Source organism: Dolichospermum sp. UHCC 0315A (assembly GCF_008121535.1).
Lineage (GTDB): Bacteria > Cyanobacteriota > Cyanobacteriia > Cyanobacteriales > Nostocaceae > Dolichospermum > Dolichospermum lemmermannii.
On the sequence record NZ_CP043056.1, the window covers coordinates 4,476,019 to 4,492,348 of the forward strand.

At 38.8% G+C, this 16,330-nt stretch carries 16 protein-coding genes; 7 read left to right on the forward strand and 9 right to left on the reverse strand.

What is annotated here, in order from left to right; translation table 11 throughout:
- Nucleotides 1–113 precede the first annotated feature (113 nt).
- Nucleotides 114–254, reverse strand: coding sequence for a hypothetical protein (locus tag BMF77_RS26945; protein WP_015083525.1), 141 nt, complete (start codon nt 252–254; stop codon nt 114–116).
- Between the two features lie 304 nt (nt 255–558).
- Nucleotides 559–1,176 (reverse strand): hypothetical protein, encoded by a 618-nt coding sequence (locus BMF77_RS21240; protein ID WP_148765619.1) that lies wholly within the window; start codon nt 1,174–1,176, stop codon nt 559–561.
- A gap of 197 nt (nt 1,177–1,373) precedes the next feature.
- Between BMF77_RS21240 and BMF77_RS21245 the strand changes: the two genes are divergently transcribed.
- A complete protein-coding gene (locus tag BMF77_RS21245) occupies nt 1,374–1,922 on the forward strand; it encodes a pentapeptide repeat-containing protein (protein ID WP_148765621.1) in 549 nt (182 codons plus the stop codon).
- 592 nt (nt 1,923–2,514) lie between these two features.
- Here the strand turns inward: BMF77_RS21245 and cobJ are convergent.
- From cobJ to cobG, 4 genes are all read right to left on the reverse strand, one after another.
- Nucleotides 2,515–3,957: a precorrin-3B C(17)-methyltransferase gene (gene cobJ / locus BMF77_RS21255; RefSeq protein WP_148765623.1), complete on the reverse strand. Its 1,443-nt coding sequence runs from the start codon at nt 3,955–3,957 to the stop codon at nt 2,515–2,517.
- Nucleotides 3,958–4,038: 81 nt separating this feature from the next.
- On the reverse strand, nt 4,039–4,746 hold the full coding sequence (locus BMF77_RS21260) for a precorrin-2 C(20)-methyltransferase (RefSeq protein ID WP_148765625.1): 708 nt from the start codon (nt 4,744–4,746) through the stop codon (nt 4,039–4,041).
- Nucleotides 4,746–5,372 (reverse strand): precorrin-8X methylmutase, encoded by a 627-nt coding sequence (locus BMF77_RS21265; protein WP_015083531.1) that lies wholly within the window; start codon nt 5,370–5,372, stop codon nt 4,746–4,748. Before BMF77_RS21265 ends, BMF77_RS21260 begins: the two co-directional genes overlap by 1 nt.
- 164 nt (nt 5,373–5,536) lie before the next feature.
- Nucleotides 5,537–6,946, reverse strand: coding sequence for a precorrin-3B synthase (gene cobG, locus BMF77_RS21270; RefSeq protein ID WP_148765627.1), 1,410 nt, complete (start codon nt 6,944–6,946; stop codon nt 5,537–5,539).
- A gap of 835 nt (nt 6,947–7,781) precedes the next feature.
- Between cobG and cbiE the strand changes: the two genes are divergently transcribed.
- Entirely contained in the window at nt 7,782–8,990 is a 1,209-nt protein-coding gene (gene cbiE / locus BMF77_RS21275) for a precorrin-6y C5,15-methyltransferase (decarboxylating) subunit CbiE (protein WP_148765630.1), read from the forward strand.
- A 643-nt stretch (nt 8,991–9,633) separates the two neighbouring features.
- Complete coding sequence (locus tag BMF77_RS21280) at nt 9,634–10,617, forward strand: alpha-ketoacid dehydrogenase subunit beta (protein WP_148765632.1); 984 nt, start codon at nt 9,634–9,636, stop codon at nt 10,615–10,617.
- A gap of 109 nt (nt 10,618–10,726) precedes the next feature.
- On the opposite strand, the gene BMF77_RS28770 is transcribed toward BMF77_RS21280, so the two are convergent.
- A complete protein-coding gene (locus tag BMF77_RS28770; protein WP_256370321.1) occupies nt 10,727–10,849 on the reverse strand; it encodes a hypothetical protein in 123 nt (40 codons plus the stop codon).
- Nucleotides 10,850–10,911: 62 nt separating this feature from the next.
- On the opposite strand from BMF77_RS28770, the gene secD reads away from it, so the two are divergent.
- The 4 genes from secD to BMF77_RS21300 all read left to right on the forward strand — a co-directional run bounded on the left by secD (nt 10,912) and on the right by BMF77_RS21300 (nt 14,866).
- Complete coding sequence (gene secD / locus BMF77_RS21285) at nt 10,912–12,324, forward strand: protein translocase subunit SecD (protein ID WP_148767140.1); 1,413 nt, start codon at nt 10,912–10,914, stop codon at nt 12,322–12,324.
- Nucleotides 12,321–13,289, forward strand: coding sequence for a protein translocase subunit SecF (secF, locus tag BMF77_RS21290; RefSeq protein WP_148765634.1), 969 nt, complete (start codon nt 12,321–12,323; stop codon nt 13,287–13,289). Before secD ends, secF begins: the two co-directional genes overlap by 4 nt.
- A gap of 166 nt (nt 13,290–13,455) precedes the next feature.
- Nucleotides 13,456–13,866 (forward strand): hypothetical protein, encoded by a 411-nt coding sequence (locus tag BMF77_RS21295; protein WP_148765636.1) that lies wholly within the window; start codon nt 13,456–13,458, stop codon nt 13,864–13,866.
- 532 nt (nt 13,867–14,398) lie between these two features.
- Nucleotides 14,399–14,866 (forward strand): GNAT family N-acetyltransferase, encoded by a 468-nt coding sequence (locus BMF77_RS21300; protein ID WP_015083543.1) that lies wholly within the window; start codon nt 14,399–14,401, stop codon nt 14,864–14,866.
- Here BMF77_RS21300 and BMF77_RS21305 read toward each other — a convergent pair.
- Both BMF77_RS21305 and BMF77_RS21310 read right to left on the reverse strand, forming a co-directional pair.
- Nucleotides 14,811–15,734, reverse strand: coding sequence for a sensor histidine kinase KdpD (locus BMF77_RS21305; protein ID WP_148767142.1), 924 nt, complete (start codon nt 15,732–15,734; stop codon nt 14,811–14,813). The genes BMF77_RS21300 and BMF77_RS21305 overlap by 56 nt on opposite strands.
- Nucleotides 15,724–16,308, reverse strand: a complete 585-nt coding sequence (locus tag BMF77_RS21310) for an L-threonylcarbamoyladenylate synthase (protein WP_148765638.1) — start codon at nt 16,306–16,308, stop codon at nt 15,724–15,726. Before BMF77_RS21310 ends, BMF77_RS21305 begins: the two co-directional genes overlap by 11 nt.
- Between the last annotated feature and the right edge of the window lie 22 nt (nt 16,309–16,330).

The following is a 16,330-nucleotide window of genomic DNA, read 5'->3' on the forward strand; positions in this document are numbered from 1 at the left end:
TAGAGCGGAAATTTCTCAGTTTGTTGTTAACAAAAATAGCTATTTACTATATAGGACACTAGAGAGCAATGGTAGTCTTACTTGCTAGTGTCCTGAATTGTTATTCTCGGAATCTATCCTAGTGCATAAGCACCAGTAAGCGCCCATAGAATCAGTCCAGCAATTGATCCTAAAAGTACCACAGTGGAAATGGTAATTAGTTTAGGTGAATCTGCACCTTCAAATTTCATAATTCCGCGATTTAAATCGGACATTGTTTTCTAAGCCTCCTTGATTACAGGGCTAATCTGTCCGTTCTGATTTTAATCCTTCTGTTGCCAGATGGTGTTAAATTCTCATTACGATTTTTTTTCAGCTTGGCTACAGCAGGTAATAGCGGATTTATTTTTTAATTGTTTGTGCTGTGACCATGAGAATTAGTGTTTATTTCTTTCTCTATAGAGAAATTGAGAAGTTGCATAAATGAAAATTTGATTTATCTACTTTTTACCGAATTTAATAAACTAAATCATAGCCCCCTTCTCGCAAGCGGGGAGGGGTTCTTTATTGCCGAAAAGATTAATTATCCTTAATCCAAAGTGCTAAACCACCACCACGACCACGGGCAGCAATCAAGTTTTCGGTAATTAGAAAGAAAGCAAAAAAAGGTAATTTAGCTATAGGTTGGTTATCAAAGTTCCCACTTTCAACTTTACCAGAGCGAATTTGTTTATTGACAAACATCCAATTAAATAAACTAATTTGCATTTGGGTAAAATCAAAAGCCAATAAATTCTTTTTTCCTAAATATTTTATTGGGCCTGTGAGTTTCAATAAAATCCCTCCCAATTGGACCTGATTAGCAATTTCCCCCTTTCCTAAAGTCCGTTCTTCTGTGCTACTAAAACAAAGATGAATTTTCGTCAATTTCGGGACATACCTACCCTTACCTAAAATAATTCCGCCCCGGTTTCTAACTTTTTTAGTCCCAGTAGCAAAACAAAGTCGCCATTTACCACCCAGAGATTCAAAAGGGTAATTTAACTTTTGTAGCTTTGCGGTTTTTTCCGCTTCCAGCAACGCATTTACGATTACTTCAGCCGAGGGAACTTGATTTCCTTCCCGGTACGCAGTAGCAGCACGGGATAAGGAGGTGATAAAGTCAGAAGGGGAATGAGATATTAAATTAGCTGCCATAAAAGTATTATTGATGTAAGTATTGCTATGTTTTTTTATAACCTAACTAAATTCTAACGTTTATTTAATTAGCTTCTTAATTAGAGTATAATGAATATACGATTTTTAGCTAATAATTTTAGTCGCTAGAAACTCAAGTAATTGTTTGTGGTTTGGGAAGTGTAATAACTCACCTGTAGATATAAAGAGGTGGAATAATGGACACTAGAAAACTCCTGAAGTCATATAAATCAGGAGAAAGGAATTTCTCTGGCATAAATCTGCACCAAGCTAAGTTAAATCATGTTGATTTGAGAGGAATAAATTTAGAAGCAGCAGATTTAAGCGGTGCTGATCTTAGTATGGCAAATTTAAGCGATTGTAATCTTAGTAGAGCAAATTTAACTAATGCTGATTTAAGTAGAGCAAATTTAGAAAATGCAAACTTAAGTGAAGTCAACTTAATTGGTGCTGATTTAACCAGAGTCAGCCTCAAAAAAACTAACCTGAGTCGTGCTGATTTGCGAACTGCAAATTTAACTTCAGCAAACTTGGTAGGTGCAAACCTTAGTCAAGCAGAAATGAGTGGTGCTGACTTGACCGGTGCAAATCTCCATAAAGCCAATTTAATTGATAGTAATATCAATGAAGCCGAATTAATGGGCGTTGATTTAACAACAACTATCATAACTGAACTTGAGATAACTGGAGAAATTTTGCATATAGGTTTATCCCATAAATGGATAACTTGGGCTGGTAGTTATTGATATTTTGACAACCTGGCAAAATCAATATAACACCAATTTGAAAAAAGCATGAAATAAATAGATTAACATCGGCGGGGTTACTCGCCTTTTATGTGATCATAATTTGTATTATTTGAGATTTTTGATTTATTTAAATAACACTTCAATTTTTGTCTTACCTTCTTCCTATCTCCTTTCTGCCTCCGCGCCTCTGCGTGAGATCTAAAAATGTGATTCATTTATCTAAAAATGCCTGTAAAAAGCTGACAAGAATTTTTAATAAGTAAAATGTCCGCGAGGGCGGACATTATTAGGGCTTCTGTCACTTTTATTGGCTACAATCATGTCTGGAACATGATGTTTTTATTGTTGATGATGAGAATAAAAAAATCAAGTCTTTTTCCGATATAAACTAGACATAATTAAGTGAATTATATCTTAGAGGAGTCAGGAGTCAGGAGTCAGGAGTCAGGAGAAAGAAAGAAGAAGGAAGGAGAAAGAAAGAAGAAGGAAGGAGAAAGGAGAAAGGACAAAAGAGAAAGAAAGAAGAAGGAAGGAGAAAGGAGAAAAGAAGGAGAAAGGAAGAAGGATATTATTATTCATATAAAAAACATCATTCTTCAGAGTTATATCTGCGGGAAGTATAAACCCAAATATGATTATCCTGCTGAATTTGTCGCGTGTGGGAAGAACCGATAATAATGACAGTTCGCATATCTGCTAATGCTGGTTCTAACTCTTCCAGGGTAATTACCTTAACTTCTTCTCCCTTCCTCCCTAGATTTCGTCCTAAGACGACTGGGGTATGAGGTTTGCGGTGTTCCATTAAAATCTTTTTCGCGGCTGCTAGTTGCCAAGTGCGTTCTTTTGATACAGGATTATAAAAAGCAATCACAAAATCACTTATAGCCGCAGCGGTAATGCGTTGAGCGATAATTTCCCAAGGTTTTAAAATGTCAGAGAGAGAAATCACACAAAAATCATGCCCCAAAGGCGCACCAATCCTGGCTGCTGCGGCTTGCATAGCAGAAATACCAGGAGCGACTTGAATATCAATTGTTTGCCATTCTGGTTGATGATATTGCTCTAAAACCTCAAAAACAGCCGCTGCCATTGCGTAAATACCGGGGTCGCCGGAAGATACAACTACTACATATTTTCCCTCTGCGGCTAACTCTAAGGCCTGATATGCCCTTTCTGCTTCTACTCGATTATCTGATTCATGGACGCGCTTACCATCGGCAAGATGTCCAATTAAATTAATATAGGTTTTATAACCAACTAAATCCGTTGCTGCTTCTAGAATTTTTTTTACTTGCGGTGACATCCATTGAGATGCACCTGGACCTATACCAATAATAGCTAATTTTCCCTGGGGTTGTCCTGTGGTGGGGTTAATAATTTTAGTTGATATGGCGATCGCTATCTTGGCAGGATGATACACTAAACAATTAGAGCTAGGATTGCCCAAATTTTCGGTAACTTGAATAATTAACTCACCATTTTCATCAATAGGTAAATTACTCTCACTCAACCAAGGTGCTGTTCCCTCTAACCTAACTTTTCCCCCCGCTAATAAATCAGCAATAAATTTTTTCCCATGTTCTGGGTTAGCTAAATGATATCCAGAGGGAGGAGACAACAAAGCAGTATGAAAGCGGATATCTCCTGTGGTGGTAATTGCTGGTTTTATATTAAGTGCTTCCCCGACTTGACGCGCTAAATCATTAACACCATTTAAACCACCCAAAAGTGGAACTACAGCACTACCATCTTCCGCTACAGCTAAAACTGGCGGTTCTTGTCCTTTGTCAGTCAATAAAGGTGCAATTGTTCTAATAAGAATACCAGCCGCACAAATACCAATTATGGGTGTACCAGCGGCGAATAATTCTCGCACAGTTTCGCCAAAATTGCTAAAGCTAATATCAACATCATGAGTACGATTAACTAAACCATATAGTTTCGCACCGGGGAAGACATTGGTAATTTTTCGCCCCACCATAACGCTATTCTGACTCAAAACCACAACCCCAGGGGATACCCTTGTATTCATAGAAAATCCTAATCCTGTAAACCCTTAAACCTTTGCGCCTTTGCTTCTTTGTACCTTTGCGCGAAACATAATTTGTGACAACTACAACTTACTTTTAGTAGGAATCACAATCATAGAAAAATAAGGTACATCCTCTGGATTAACTTCATCAAGGGGCAATATCCGCTGTTGTGTGCTTGTAGCCCGTTCAATGTATCTAGCCCGTGAAGCTAGTCCTAATTCATGGAGAAGATTCCTAATTTTCGGAAAATGACGACCAAGTTTCATAATCGCCGCAGCATCAGTAGATAAAAGCCGACTAGTGAGAACTTCTACTGGTAATGGTGCAGGTAAAACCGTCAGGACATCATTGTAATAGGTGAATGGTAAACCCAAAGCCACGGGACAGGCCATAAGTGAGGAAACTCCGGGGACGACTTCCGTTTTATATTTATCAGCTAACCGAGTAAAAAGGTACATAAATGAGCCGTAGAAAAACGGATCTCCTTCACAGATAACCACCACATCCCGACCTGCTGCTAAATGGTCAGCAATGGGTTGAGTTTCTTGGTCATAGATAGATTTAGCCTTTTCTGGTTCTAAGGCGCGAGGCAGATGAAATGCTACCTCAATCTGACTATTATCCAAGTATGAAGAAACGATTTTTCTGGCAATACTTTCTTTATCTGTAGCTGATTGATAAGCGATAACTGGGGCAGAACGGAGGAGACGCAAGGCTTTTAAGGTGATGAGTTCAGGGTCTCCAGGTCCCACACCAATTCCATAAAGACGACCTCCAGAGTTAGTCATTACTCTTCCTCACTTGCTAAAGCGTTAACAGCAGCCGCAGCGATCGCACTTCCGCCCCGTCTACCATGTAAAGTCATAAATGGGACATTGCGGCTATCTGCGGCCAATGCGACTTTTGACTCGACTGCACCCACGAAACCAACAGGAAAGCCCAATATTAACGCCGGTCTGGGGATACCTTCGTCCAGCATTTCCAATAGCCTAAATAGGGCTGTGGGGGCATTCCCAATCACCACAATTGCCCCTTCTATATGGAAACGCCAAAATTCTAAAGCCGCTGCTGACCTGGTATTTCTTAATCTTTTGGCTAATTGTGGCACTTCAGGATCATTCAAGGTACAGAGAACTTTATTATTTTTGGGTAATCTTTTTCTGGTAACACCTTCCGCTACCATGTAAGAATCACACAAAATCAGTGAACCACCAATTAGGGCTTTTTTTCCGGCTTCTACCGCTGTAGATGAATATTCTAAGTCATTGACAATATCCGTCATTCCACAGGCGTGAATCATGCGAACAGCAACTTTCGCTACATCTTCAGGGAATCTTTCCAGATTGGACTCTGACCGAATAATTGCAAAGGAATTACGATATATTTCGTTACCATCACGGATGTAATCAAACATGAGATCTTTAGGTTGTAAAGGTTAAATTGGACTGTGATTTTTGTGATTTATTTGATTAAGATGATTAGATAAGTACCTGTGCAATATTAATTTCCTATTTTTTTATTCTGTATCCTTGATTGGATAAAGCATACAGACAAATGAAATGTGAAATATATTTGGCATTAATACTTAAATAATTGATTTAATTGGTGGCTGTGACGCTGAATAAATTGTCCAAAGGTTTCTTGTAAATTTAGACGTTGTTTTTGATACACTGCCAACATTTCTGGAATCAAAATCGGAATTTTCGCTATAGTCACATATTCATAAAGTAAATGACCCAAAACATAAACTTGATAGCCAGGGGTTTCTGTGGTAATACCAAGTAGAGTAATATCAGCTTGTGTGTGTTGAGCGCAAGATTTGCTACAACCACTAAAGTGGATATTGACTGAAGAATCTAGAATCATCAGACTGTCCAGGTATTTTACCAAATTTAAGGCATCATCTTTAGTTTCTGTGGCCGCAGCAGCACAACCCCGTTTCCCGGAACAAGCTACTAAAAAACTTTTGATGTCGGTTGGTGATGAGTTTAAACCTAAATTGGTAATTTCTTGCTCAACTTCGCTAATTTGGTTTTGGGGAATATCGGTTAATAGTAAGTTTTGCCAAGGTGTTAACCTGATATTACTATCACCATACCTTTTGGCAATATTTGCTAAACCTCTCATTTGCGAAGTTTCTAATCTTCCCAAGGGTAAGACTATGCCAATATAATATAATCCGGTTTGGCTTTGGGGATGAATGCCAATATGAGTTTTTTCTCGCAGAGGCGCGGAAGTACGGAGAGGAGTTTTTTTAATATTAAGTATATAGGGGTTGTGGTGTTGTTGGACTTGATGAAGATATTCTTTAACTGTGATGTTATTGATTATTTCTCGTAAACGTAATTTGCGACGGTTTTTGGTGTCTATATGTTTGAGGTAAGTTTCTGCTAATGCTTCTAAAACTGTGATTGTCTCTTCTGGTTTGAATACAATTCCTGTGTCTTTTGCTGGTTCTCCTTTTTCTCCATAGCTGAGATATAACCGCAAATATACATTGCTGTTATTTAATTCTGCTGCCAATATAATATCATTGGGTTGATATCTTACGGAAACTTTGCCTCCACTATCGAAGCAAACGCTAAATTTTGCAGATAATTCACCAAGCGGAGAATGTGCGGTAATATATTCTTCCCAAGCTTTCACTAAGAAACGAGTATCTATTAATTCTTCTGTATCAATACCCGCTGTGGGATTGGTCATGATGTTGCGGATATGATCTATCTTGGCATTGGTAGAAGCTAAAGCTAATGCTTGGAATTTTTTCAGAACTTCAATATTTATGCTTTGTTGAATTTCTCTAATTTGAATATTAGCGCGGTTAGTAATATCAATATAGCCACTACCATGATTATCAGCAATATCTGCAATAGTCTGAAATTGTTGATAATTAATGATTCCCCCTGGTATTCTTAGCCGATAAAGAAGACCGTCTTGGGCTGGTGTGCTGTAAAATAATCCTGGACAAGCGGTAAATGGAATTTGCAAAATTATAACTCCTTCTCTGTGTGACGCAGAGACAGAATGGAAGTGAATACTTGAGAGTTAGCATTCTGACTTACTCAATGTGAGATTTTTAATTAAACTTCAATCACCTCAAATTGCTTTACAGTTGCGGCACAGTCTCGGAATCGAACCGAAGTTTCCTAACTCTCAGATATAGTAGTCTACCATGAGATGGTATTTTTGGCTATTGTCAATCAATTTTGTTTCGCGCAAAGTCGCAAAGGAGCAAAGACGCAAAGGTAAGAGTTTAAACCCACATTTCGCAAATTCTTGATATCTTTAGGAATGTGGATTAATTTTATTACTCCCGTTATTTCATCATAAACAATGAATTTGACAGGATATTTTTGTAGAACTTTCTGGAGCAAAATTTCTCCAAATATTGATAAATACACGAAATATTCAGTAATTTAAAAAATATTGTCTACTTTATATGATATTTATATAGAAGAGTTAAATTCATTTTAATGACAGAACCTCCTAAAATTGTCACATTTAGGAGGCTGTCTTAGAAGATAAAATTAATTTCTTTACGCCAGGGTCGTAACTCGGTCAAACGAGACATAGGACGGTCTGAAGTTCACACTATCAAACATAACAAAAATTATAATATTTGTCAATGCCTGAACCTAAACTAACAGAGGATGACCTAAAAGATATTGTACTGGCTTTTTCAGAAGCTCGCATGAAACCATATCTCAATGCTACCAACAATTATAGCGATGCGATCAGAATATATGAAATCAATACTAAACTTTGTGAGGCACTGTAAGGTAATAAAAGCGATATTCCAGCAAAACAAACAACCTCACGAATTATGCAAAAATGGTTATCAATTATCGGTATTGGTGAAGATGGTTTAGCAGGGTTAAGTCCCATAGCTCTTTCTTTTTTGAATAAAGCTCAAATTATCTTTGGAGGGGAACGTCATCTTTCTATGTTACCACCTGACGACAACCGGGAAAAAATTCCCTGGAAATCACCTTTTCAAACTTCCATAACTGAAATTATTAGTCGTCGTGGTCAAGCAGTTTGTATTTTAGCTAGTGGCGACCCTCTATGTTATGGTGTGGGTGCAACTATTCTTAAAGATATTAATATTTCTGAAATTACAATTATTCCCGCACCTTCGGCTTTTAGTCTGGCTTGTTCTCGATTAGGATGGTCATTAACAGACGTGGAAACTTTAAGTTTATGTGGTCGTCCGGTTTCTTTACTGCAATCTTATATTTATCCCGGTGCAAAATTATTAATTTTAAGTGAGGGAAAAAATACTCCTGCTCATGTGGCAGAAATTTTAATAAATCGCGGTTATGGTAATAGTCAAATTACCGTTTTAGAAAAAATGGATAATATTGAAGAAACCATTATAACAGATATCGCTACTAATTGGCAAGAAGAAAATATCGCTCTTTTAAATACTATTGCGGTGGAATGTATTGCTGATAGGGGAATTGTGGGTTTATCCAGATTTCCCGGTTTACCAGATAGTGCTTTTCATCATGATGGACAATTGACGAAAAGGGAAGTCCGCGCGGTGACATTATCGAGTTTAGCACCTTTACCGGGGGAATTGCTGTGGGATGTGGGGGCTGGTTGTGGCTCTATTTCTATAGAATGGCTGCGGAGTGATAGAAGATGTTGTGCGATCGCTATTGAACAAAATTCCACTAGACTAAATTATATTGCTGATAATGCGGCTGCTTTGGGAACACCAAATTTACAAATTATCGCAGGTAAAGCGTTAGAAGTTATCCCCAATTTACCAGCACCAAACGCAATTTTTATTGGTGGTGGTGTGACAGCATCAGAAATATTAGAAAATTGCTGGAATGTCTTGCTTCCTGGAGGTAGAATGGTGGTTAATGTTGTCACTTTGGCAGGTGAACAAAGATTATATCAATGGTATGAAAAAGTGGGAGGAAACTTTACCCGCATTGCTATTCAACGCGCAGAACCGATTGGAAAGTTTTTAGGTTGGAAAGCAATGTCTCCTGTGACTCAATGGGTAGGAGTTAAAAATTGACCGAAAAGACGAGACACAAGCCCCGTCCTTCCAGGACAGCTTTATGTTAAAATTTGGTCATAGTCGCCATAGGGCATTGGGAGACTTTAAACGGACATGGAGGGACGATAAGACCACTTGTGGCGGGTTCTGGCGAAGTGTCAAGTGTTTCCCCGCACCTTCAGGTTGGTGAGTATGTCAAAATTAGAGATCTAGACAAAAGTACAAACAAAACTAGTAGTTTGTCAAGATAAAAATGATGGACTGTAGTGTGAGCGTCTCGCTCACGCGGGCAAGATGCCTGCACCACCTGTAGTCTCGCTTACGCGGGCAAGATGCCCGCACTACCAAAAACCCGTCAAAATAAATTTGACAGACTACTAGATAGAAGTAATAACGCATTTCCCCAATCAGTCTTTGTTGGTAAGTGTCTATATTCAGCTAGATAAAGATGTTGTTGGTATTTTACTCCACTTTAACCAACTTTTGTGATTTTTTCGTGCAATTATTCTTCAAGTCAGATATCATGAATTTTCTACCGCTACGTGCAAAAAGTGGATTATAAAGAATTATCTGATGTTCTCAACAACAGTGCTAGGCTTGACTGTATTCGGGACAATGGCACGATAAAATTCTATAACGATAAATTGCGATAAAGGTCTAAATGGCAGAAACACTATTTTTCAACGCCCTGCGGGAAGCTATTGACGAAGAAATGTCCCGCGATTCTAGCGTATTCATTCTGGGTGAAGACGTAGGACACTACGGCGGTTCTTATAAAGTTACTAAAGACTTACACCAAAAATATGGTGATTTGCGAGTTTTAGATACCCCCATTGCGGAAAATAGCTTTACTGGGATAGCTGTAGGGGCGGCTATGACTGGATTAAGACCGATTATTGAAGGCATGAATATGGGCTTTCTGCTCCTGGCCTTCAACCAAATTTCTAATAATGCGGGGATGTTACGTTACACTTCCGGTGGTAACTTTAAAATCCCGATGGTGATTCGTGGGCCTGGGGGTGTGGGTAGACAGCTTGGTGCGGAACATTCTCAACGTCTCGAAGCTTATTTCCAAGCTGTTCCCGGTTTAAAAATTGTGGCTTGTTCCACACCTTATAACGCTAAAGGATTACTGAAAGCAGCTATCCGCGATGATAACCCGGTGTTATTTTTTGAACACGTTTTACTTTATAACTTAAAAGAAGACCTGCCAGAAACAGAATATGTCCTTCCCCTCGATAAAGCTGAAGTTGTTCGTCAAGGTAAGGATGTGACAATTCTCACTTATTCGCGGATGCGGTATCATGTGCTGCAAGCTGTGAAAGTTTTGGAAAAACAAGGTTATGATCCAGAAGTTATTGACTTAATTTCCTTGAAACCTCTTGATTTTGAAACTATTGGGGCATCAATTCGCAAGACTCACCGGGTGATTGTTGTGGAAGAGTGCATGAGAACTGGGGGTATTGGTGCAGAATTAGTTGCTTCTATTAATGACCGCTTATTTGATGAATTAGATGCACCTGTGTTGCGGCTTTCTTCTCAAGATATCCCCACACCTTACAATGGTAATCTTGAGCGTCTAACTATTATCCAACCAGAGCAAATCGTCGAAGCAGTCCAGAAAATGGTGGCTTTGCGAGTTTAGGAAGTTGTCAGTTGTTCGTTGTCAGTTGTTAGTAGGGGCGAAGCATTTGGAAGATAAATTATCGATCATTGCAAAAAATAGTTCTCCAAATGCTTCGCCCGTACAGTTGTCAGTTACTGTGAACCAATGACCAATGACCAATGACCAATGACCAATGACCAATGACCAATGACCAATGACTACTGACCAATGACCAATGACCAATGACCAATGACCAATGACTACTGACCAAATTTATCCTCACAACTGACAAAAAGAACGTTATTATAACCTTTGTCAGTTGTGAGTGATGGTATGCAAAAACAGCGATCGCTATTAGCGTTAATTATAGTTTTGGTCATCGCCGCTATTACGGTGATTGTGACAATTCCTGTCCCCTTGGGACTAGACTTACGAGGCGGCTCACAGCTTACCATTCAGGTGAAACCAACGGCGGAAATTCCCCAAATCACCGAAAGAGAATTGGAAGCTGTAAAAAAAGTAGTGGAAGGGCGGATTAATGGTCTTGGTGTTTCTGAGCCATTAATTCAAACTATCGGTACAGATAAGATTTCCGTACAACTACCTGGTGTCAATGATCCAGAACAAGCAGAACGGGTATTAGGCGGTACAGCGCAGTTAGAGTTCCGTGTCCAAAAACCGAATACAGAAACTCAACTTTTTGCTCTTCAGGTAACAAAAAATGACCTGAAAACCAAGCGCGAAGACTTGAAAAAGAGTAAAGATCAAGCAGCAATTGATCAAAATAAGCAAGAGTTTGATCAAAGTAATCAAGCAGTTGCGGAATTGTTTGAAAGTACCAATCCACCATTAACTGGTAAATATCTCCAGGATGCCTACGGTCAGCCCACTCAAGGCAATAACTGGGATGTGGCTATCCGTTTTGATCAAAAGGGTGGTGAACTCTTTGCTGGACTCACAAAAGACCTCGCTGGCACTGGTCGTGGTATCGGTATTTTCCTTGATAATGAACTGATCAGTTCACCTAGTGTAGGTGTAGAATTTGCTGCTACTGGGATTACTGGCGGTTCTGCGGTAATTACAGGTCGTTTTCAAGCCCAAGAAGCCAATGATTTAGGCGTACAATTACGCGGTGGTGCATTACCTGTTCCTGTGGAAATTGCGGAAAGAAGAACGGTAGGGGCTACTTTAGGAAAAGATAGTATTCAAAGAAGTATCTACGCTGGTATTGGTGGTCTGATTTTAGTATTAATATTTATGGTGTGGTACTATCGCCTACCGGGAATGATAGCCAATGTTTCACTAATAATTTACTCCATACTGACTTGGGCTACCTTTTGTTTACTGAGTGTCACCCTCACTTTACCAGGAATTGCGGGTTTTATTCTCAGTATCGGTATGGCAGTTGATGCTAACGTTTTGATTTTTGAACGCACCAGGGAAGAACTACAATCAGGTAAATCTTTGTATCGTTCTGTAGAATCCGGTTTTTACCGCGCCTTTTCTAGCATTTTAGATAGTAACGTTACTACCTGGATTGCTTGTGCTGCATTATTTTGGTTAGGTTCAGGACTAGTCAAAGGCTTTGCTCTGACCTTAGCTTTAGGCGTAGGGGTGAGTATGTTTACCGCAATTACTTGTAGTCGCACATTGATGTTTTTAGTTATTTCCATTCCCTCTTTGCGGAAAACAGAATTTTATGCTCCTAATGTGCCAGTAACAAATAAGACAGGAGTGGCACGATGAGATTAGATATTAACAAAGCCAGGGTTACTTGGTGGAGTATTTCCGCTGTGATTATTCTGGTCGGTATCATTTCCATGGTGATATCTTCCTTCAATCCCAGTATCAAAGCCCCTCTGCGTCCTAGCTTAGATTTTATTGGGGGAACAAGGTTGCAATTTGTCCGGGACTGTGGCAAACCTGGTAACTGTGACCAGCCAATAGATATTAATCTGGTGCGAGAAGTGGCTAAATCCCAGGGACTTGGAGATAGTAGTATTCAGTTAATCTCGGAAAATGGCCAAGAAAATGGTATTACTATTCGCACCAAAAATCTGGAAACAGAACAGCGGAGTAATTTGCAAAATGCGTTAACTGAAAAAATCGGCGTTTTCGACCCGCAAAAAAACCAAATTGATTCCGTTGGTGCGACTTTAGGAAAGGAGTTATTTACTTCGGGAATTTTAGCTTTGATAGTTTCCTTTGTGGGGATTACTATCTACATGGCTTTCCGGTTTCAGTTGGACTATGCCTTATTAGCTATTGTGGCATTGTTTCACGATATTCTCGTCACAACTGGAGTTTTCTCAATTTTAGGCTTAGTTTTCGGTGTTGAGGTAGATAGTCTTTTCATTGTTGCTTTGTTAACTATCACAGGGTTTTCAGTCAATGATACTGTGGTAATTTATGACCGCATTCGGGAAACTATTAAACTTCATCCTGAACAACCAATTGCTGAGGTTGTTGATGATGCTGTTAACCAAACTTTATCTCGGTCAATCAACACGACTTTAACCACCTTACTGACATTAACTGCTATTTTCCTATTTGGTGGAGAAACGCTCCATTATTTCTCTCTAGCTTTAATTGTCGGCTTTATAATGGGAGCTTATTCTAGTATATTCATTGCCAGTACACTCCTGATTTGGTGGCGAGAACGCAGTCAAAATTACCAAGTTGAACCCCCTGTGACTTCTCCAGAAAGTTAAATTCAGTCATGGAAAATACCTCGTTCCTAGCCTCTGGCTGGGAATGCCTAATTTGAGGCTGGAGCCTCCTTGTCACTAGCGGCAGAGCCGCAATAATAAACATTCCCAGTCGGAGACTGGGAACGAGATTTTAGAGTTTTTTGTAGGTGCAAGCTATACTCTTCCTATGGATAAACCCGAAGAACCACAAATTGAGTTAGAAGAATTGGGAGTAGATTCTGCTTTTACTCAACAAATCCAAAAGCTACATCAGCTTACAGTATACGGCAGATGGTTATTTGCCGGCTGTTTGTGGCTAATGATAGCCCCTGTTTGCCTGTGGGATTTACGGGTGGAAATTTCCTTGTTACAACAATATTTTACTTGGGTAGGATTACGGTATGCACTAATTTTTCATCCTCTATCTGCCCTGGGTTTAAGTTTTTGCATAAGTGTGACAACTTCTGTTTTAGTTTGGCAAAGTCGCAATATTCTGTGGGGATTACCATTGGCAGAACAGGAAAAATTAAAAAAGCAAGTTTATCGTATTCGTCAACAAGGATCTTCTCACCCTCTATGGAAGTGGGTTTGTCAATGAACAGGGAAGATTGACACTCTGCGGTCTAAAGACACGCAGATTCTTTAAGACTTGCTTAAAAAGGATAGTCAATTATCCTCCTAGACGCTCAAGGCAACTACCAGTACGACAGGTATTGCAATTGCGCTTACTTTTGATTTTTTTTTGCTGCTTTTGTGAGTCCATCAATTTTTAATGTTAAACGCTCCATGATTTACCATTGCTTGTTTACCCAGGCTACAGCTATGCCGAGACGAGATAAATCAGGGGTTTCTCCTTAATAAAACACTTCTTTGCGCTGATGGTTATTCCTACTTGCTAATTAATTCTATCATGTCACCGCGAATAAATTCGCCGTTGGCACTTCCTCCACGCATCTATTGCCAAGTGGCTTCCGTGCCTTTCGTTCTATTTGGTGAATAAAAAAGAGTTTTTTAATTCTTAATTCTTAATTTTTAATTGAACTGTTGCATATACATATACAGGTTTAGTAATTTCTAGGAAAATATGCCATAACAGAAACAAATATCTTAGGATAAGTGGGTGTTTATAGATGAAATATTCTCAGATTCAATTTAGCCACAGTCATGCGGATATTGATCTTTACCAACTCCAAGAACTGTTTAATCTGTCCGCTTTTTGGGCAAAAGGACGAAGTATTAAGGATTGGGGTATAGCTATTGCTAATAGTGAACCTGTGATTTCTGTCTGGGAGAAGGAATTATTAATTGGCTTTGCAAGAGCGACTTCTGATGGTATCTATCGCGCTACAATTTGGGATGTTGTCATTCATCCAGAATATCAAGGTAATGGACTAGGTAGCAAGTTGGTAGAAACTGTTTTAAGTCATCCGCGAATGCAAAAAGTAGAGCGTGTGTATTTGATGACAACTCACCAGCAGGAATTTTATGAGAAGATTGGTTTTCAAGCAAATAACACAACAACAATGGTGCTATACAATCAATCTAATTTTGATTTTGTTCCTGGAGAGATTCAACTTCAGGAGTCGTTAGAGGCATAGATATTTGCCATCTTGTTAACTGTGATTTTTCTTCCTGATTGGTGGGGAAAGGCAAAATTTCTAACTTTCCTCCCATCAATTCTACTAAACTTTGATGAAGTGAAAGTTTCATTGCTGGTGACAGAACTATATTTTTCTGAGTTGTCTGATTTTCAGCTATCATCAAATCTATAGATTCACTTGTAACTACAGTTTCAGTGGGTACATCTAAGCAGATATTTACATAATTATCTGTAGGTTGTAGATGACTAGAAAGATAAATATTCCCTGCTTCCATTTGAGCAATTGTTGTATCTATCAAGTTTATTAATACTTGTTTGAGCCAACGAGAATCTGCTAAAATGTAAATTTCTGGATCTGGTGGTGATAAAGTAAAAGGATAATTACGATTAACTGCTAATAGATAAGTTAAGTTATAAATTTCTTGTAAAAATTCAGATAATTGCAAAGTTTCAATATCTAATTTATTTCTACCAGATTCAATTTTAGAAACATTCAGAATTTCATCAATTAGTTTTAATAACTTGAGAGATTTTTCGTGAGCTTGTCCGACAAATTCCCGTTCTTCTTGGGGATTGTCACATAAATCTGTCAAAATCAATTGATGTAATCCGATTATACTCCCTAATGGCGATCGCAATTCATGGCTAATTCGGGCTAAAAAACCTGCTTGAAACTGACTCATTTCTTGGGACTGATAATAGGCTAATTGAGTTTGTTTCAATTCTTGTAAAAGTTGGTTTTCTTGCTGTTGTGGAGCATTTTGAATGGGAATGGATGCAGATTTGGTAGGCTGAAGGAATAATCTACAAATACCTATTCCTAATCCTATTCCTGCTCCTAAATATAGCCAGTTACTAAAGTTCATCATTATCTAATTTAATACTACCTTGTCTTAAAATCTGCCAGTTATTTCCTGTCCATTTAGCAACGGTGGAAGGTATTCCCAAACCCTGGTATTCTATAGCTTCTAATGTTAAAACCTCTGGAAATTGAGCTTCTATGGCTGCTTTGGTTTCTAAAGCTGGTTGTCCTGATAAATTAGCGCTAGTTGTCGCCATTGGCCCAGTTTGCGCCAAAATAGTTTGAGCAACTGGATGATTTGGGACTCTAATCCCAATGGTAGTTGGTTCAACAGGGTTCATGACGGTGGGAATTTTGTCACTAGCTGGTAAAACTAAAGTTAATGCACCTGGCCAATGTTGATTAACAATTTTTTGCCAGATTTGATATTCTCTTTGGCTACCTTGAACATAATCCCATAAATCTTCGGCTTTGGCAGCCATTAAAATTAAAGGTTTATCAAAACTGCGTTGTTTCGCAGCATAAATTAATTCTGCTTGTACTGGTATGGTGGCTAATGCGGGGACGGTATCTGTGGGGAAACTAATGAGTTTTCCAGCTTTTGCAGATTCTATCAGGACTGATAATGAAAGGTTCATAAAGATGGTTTTTCTGCTGGTG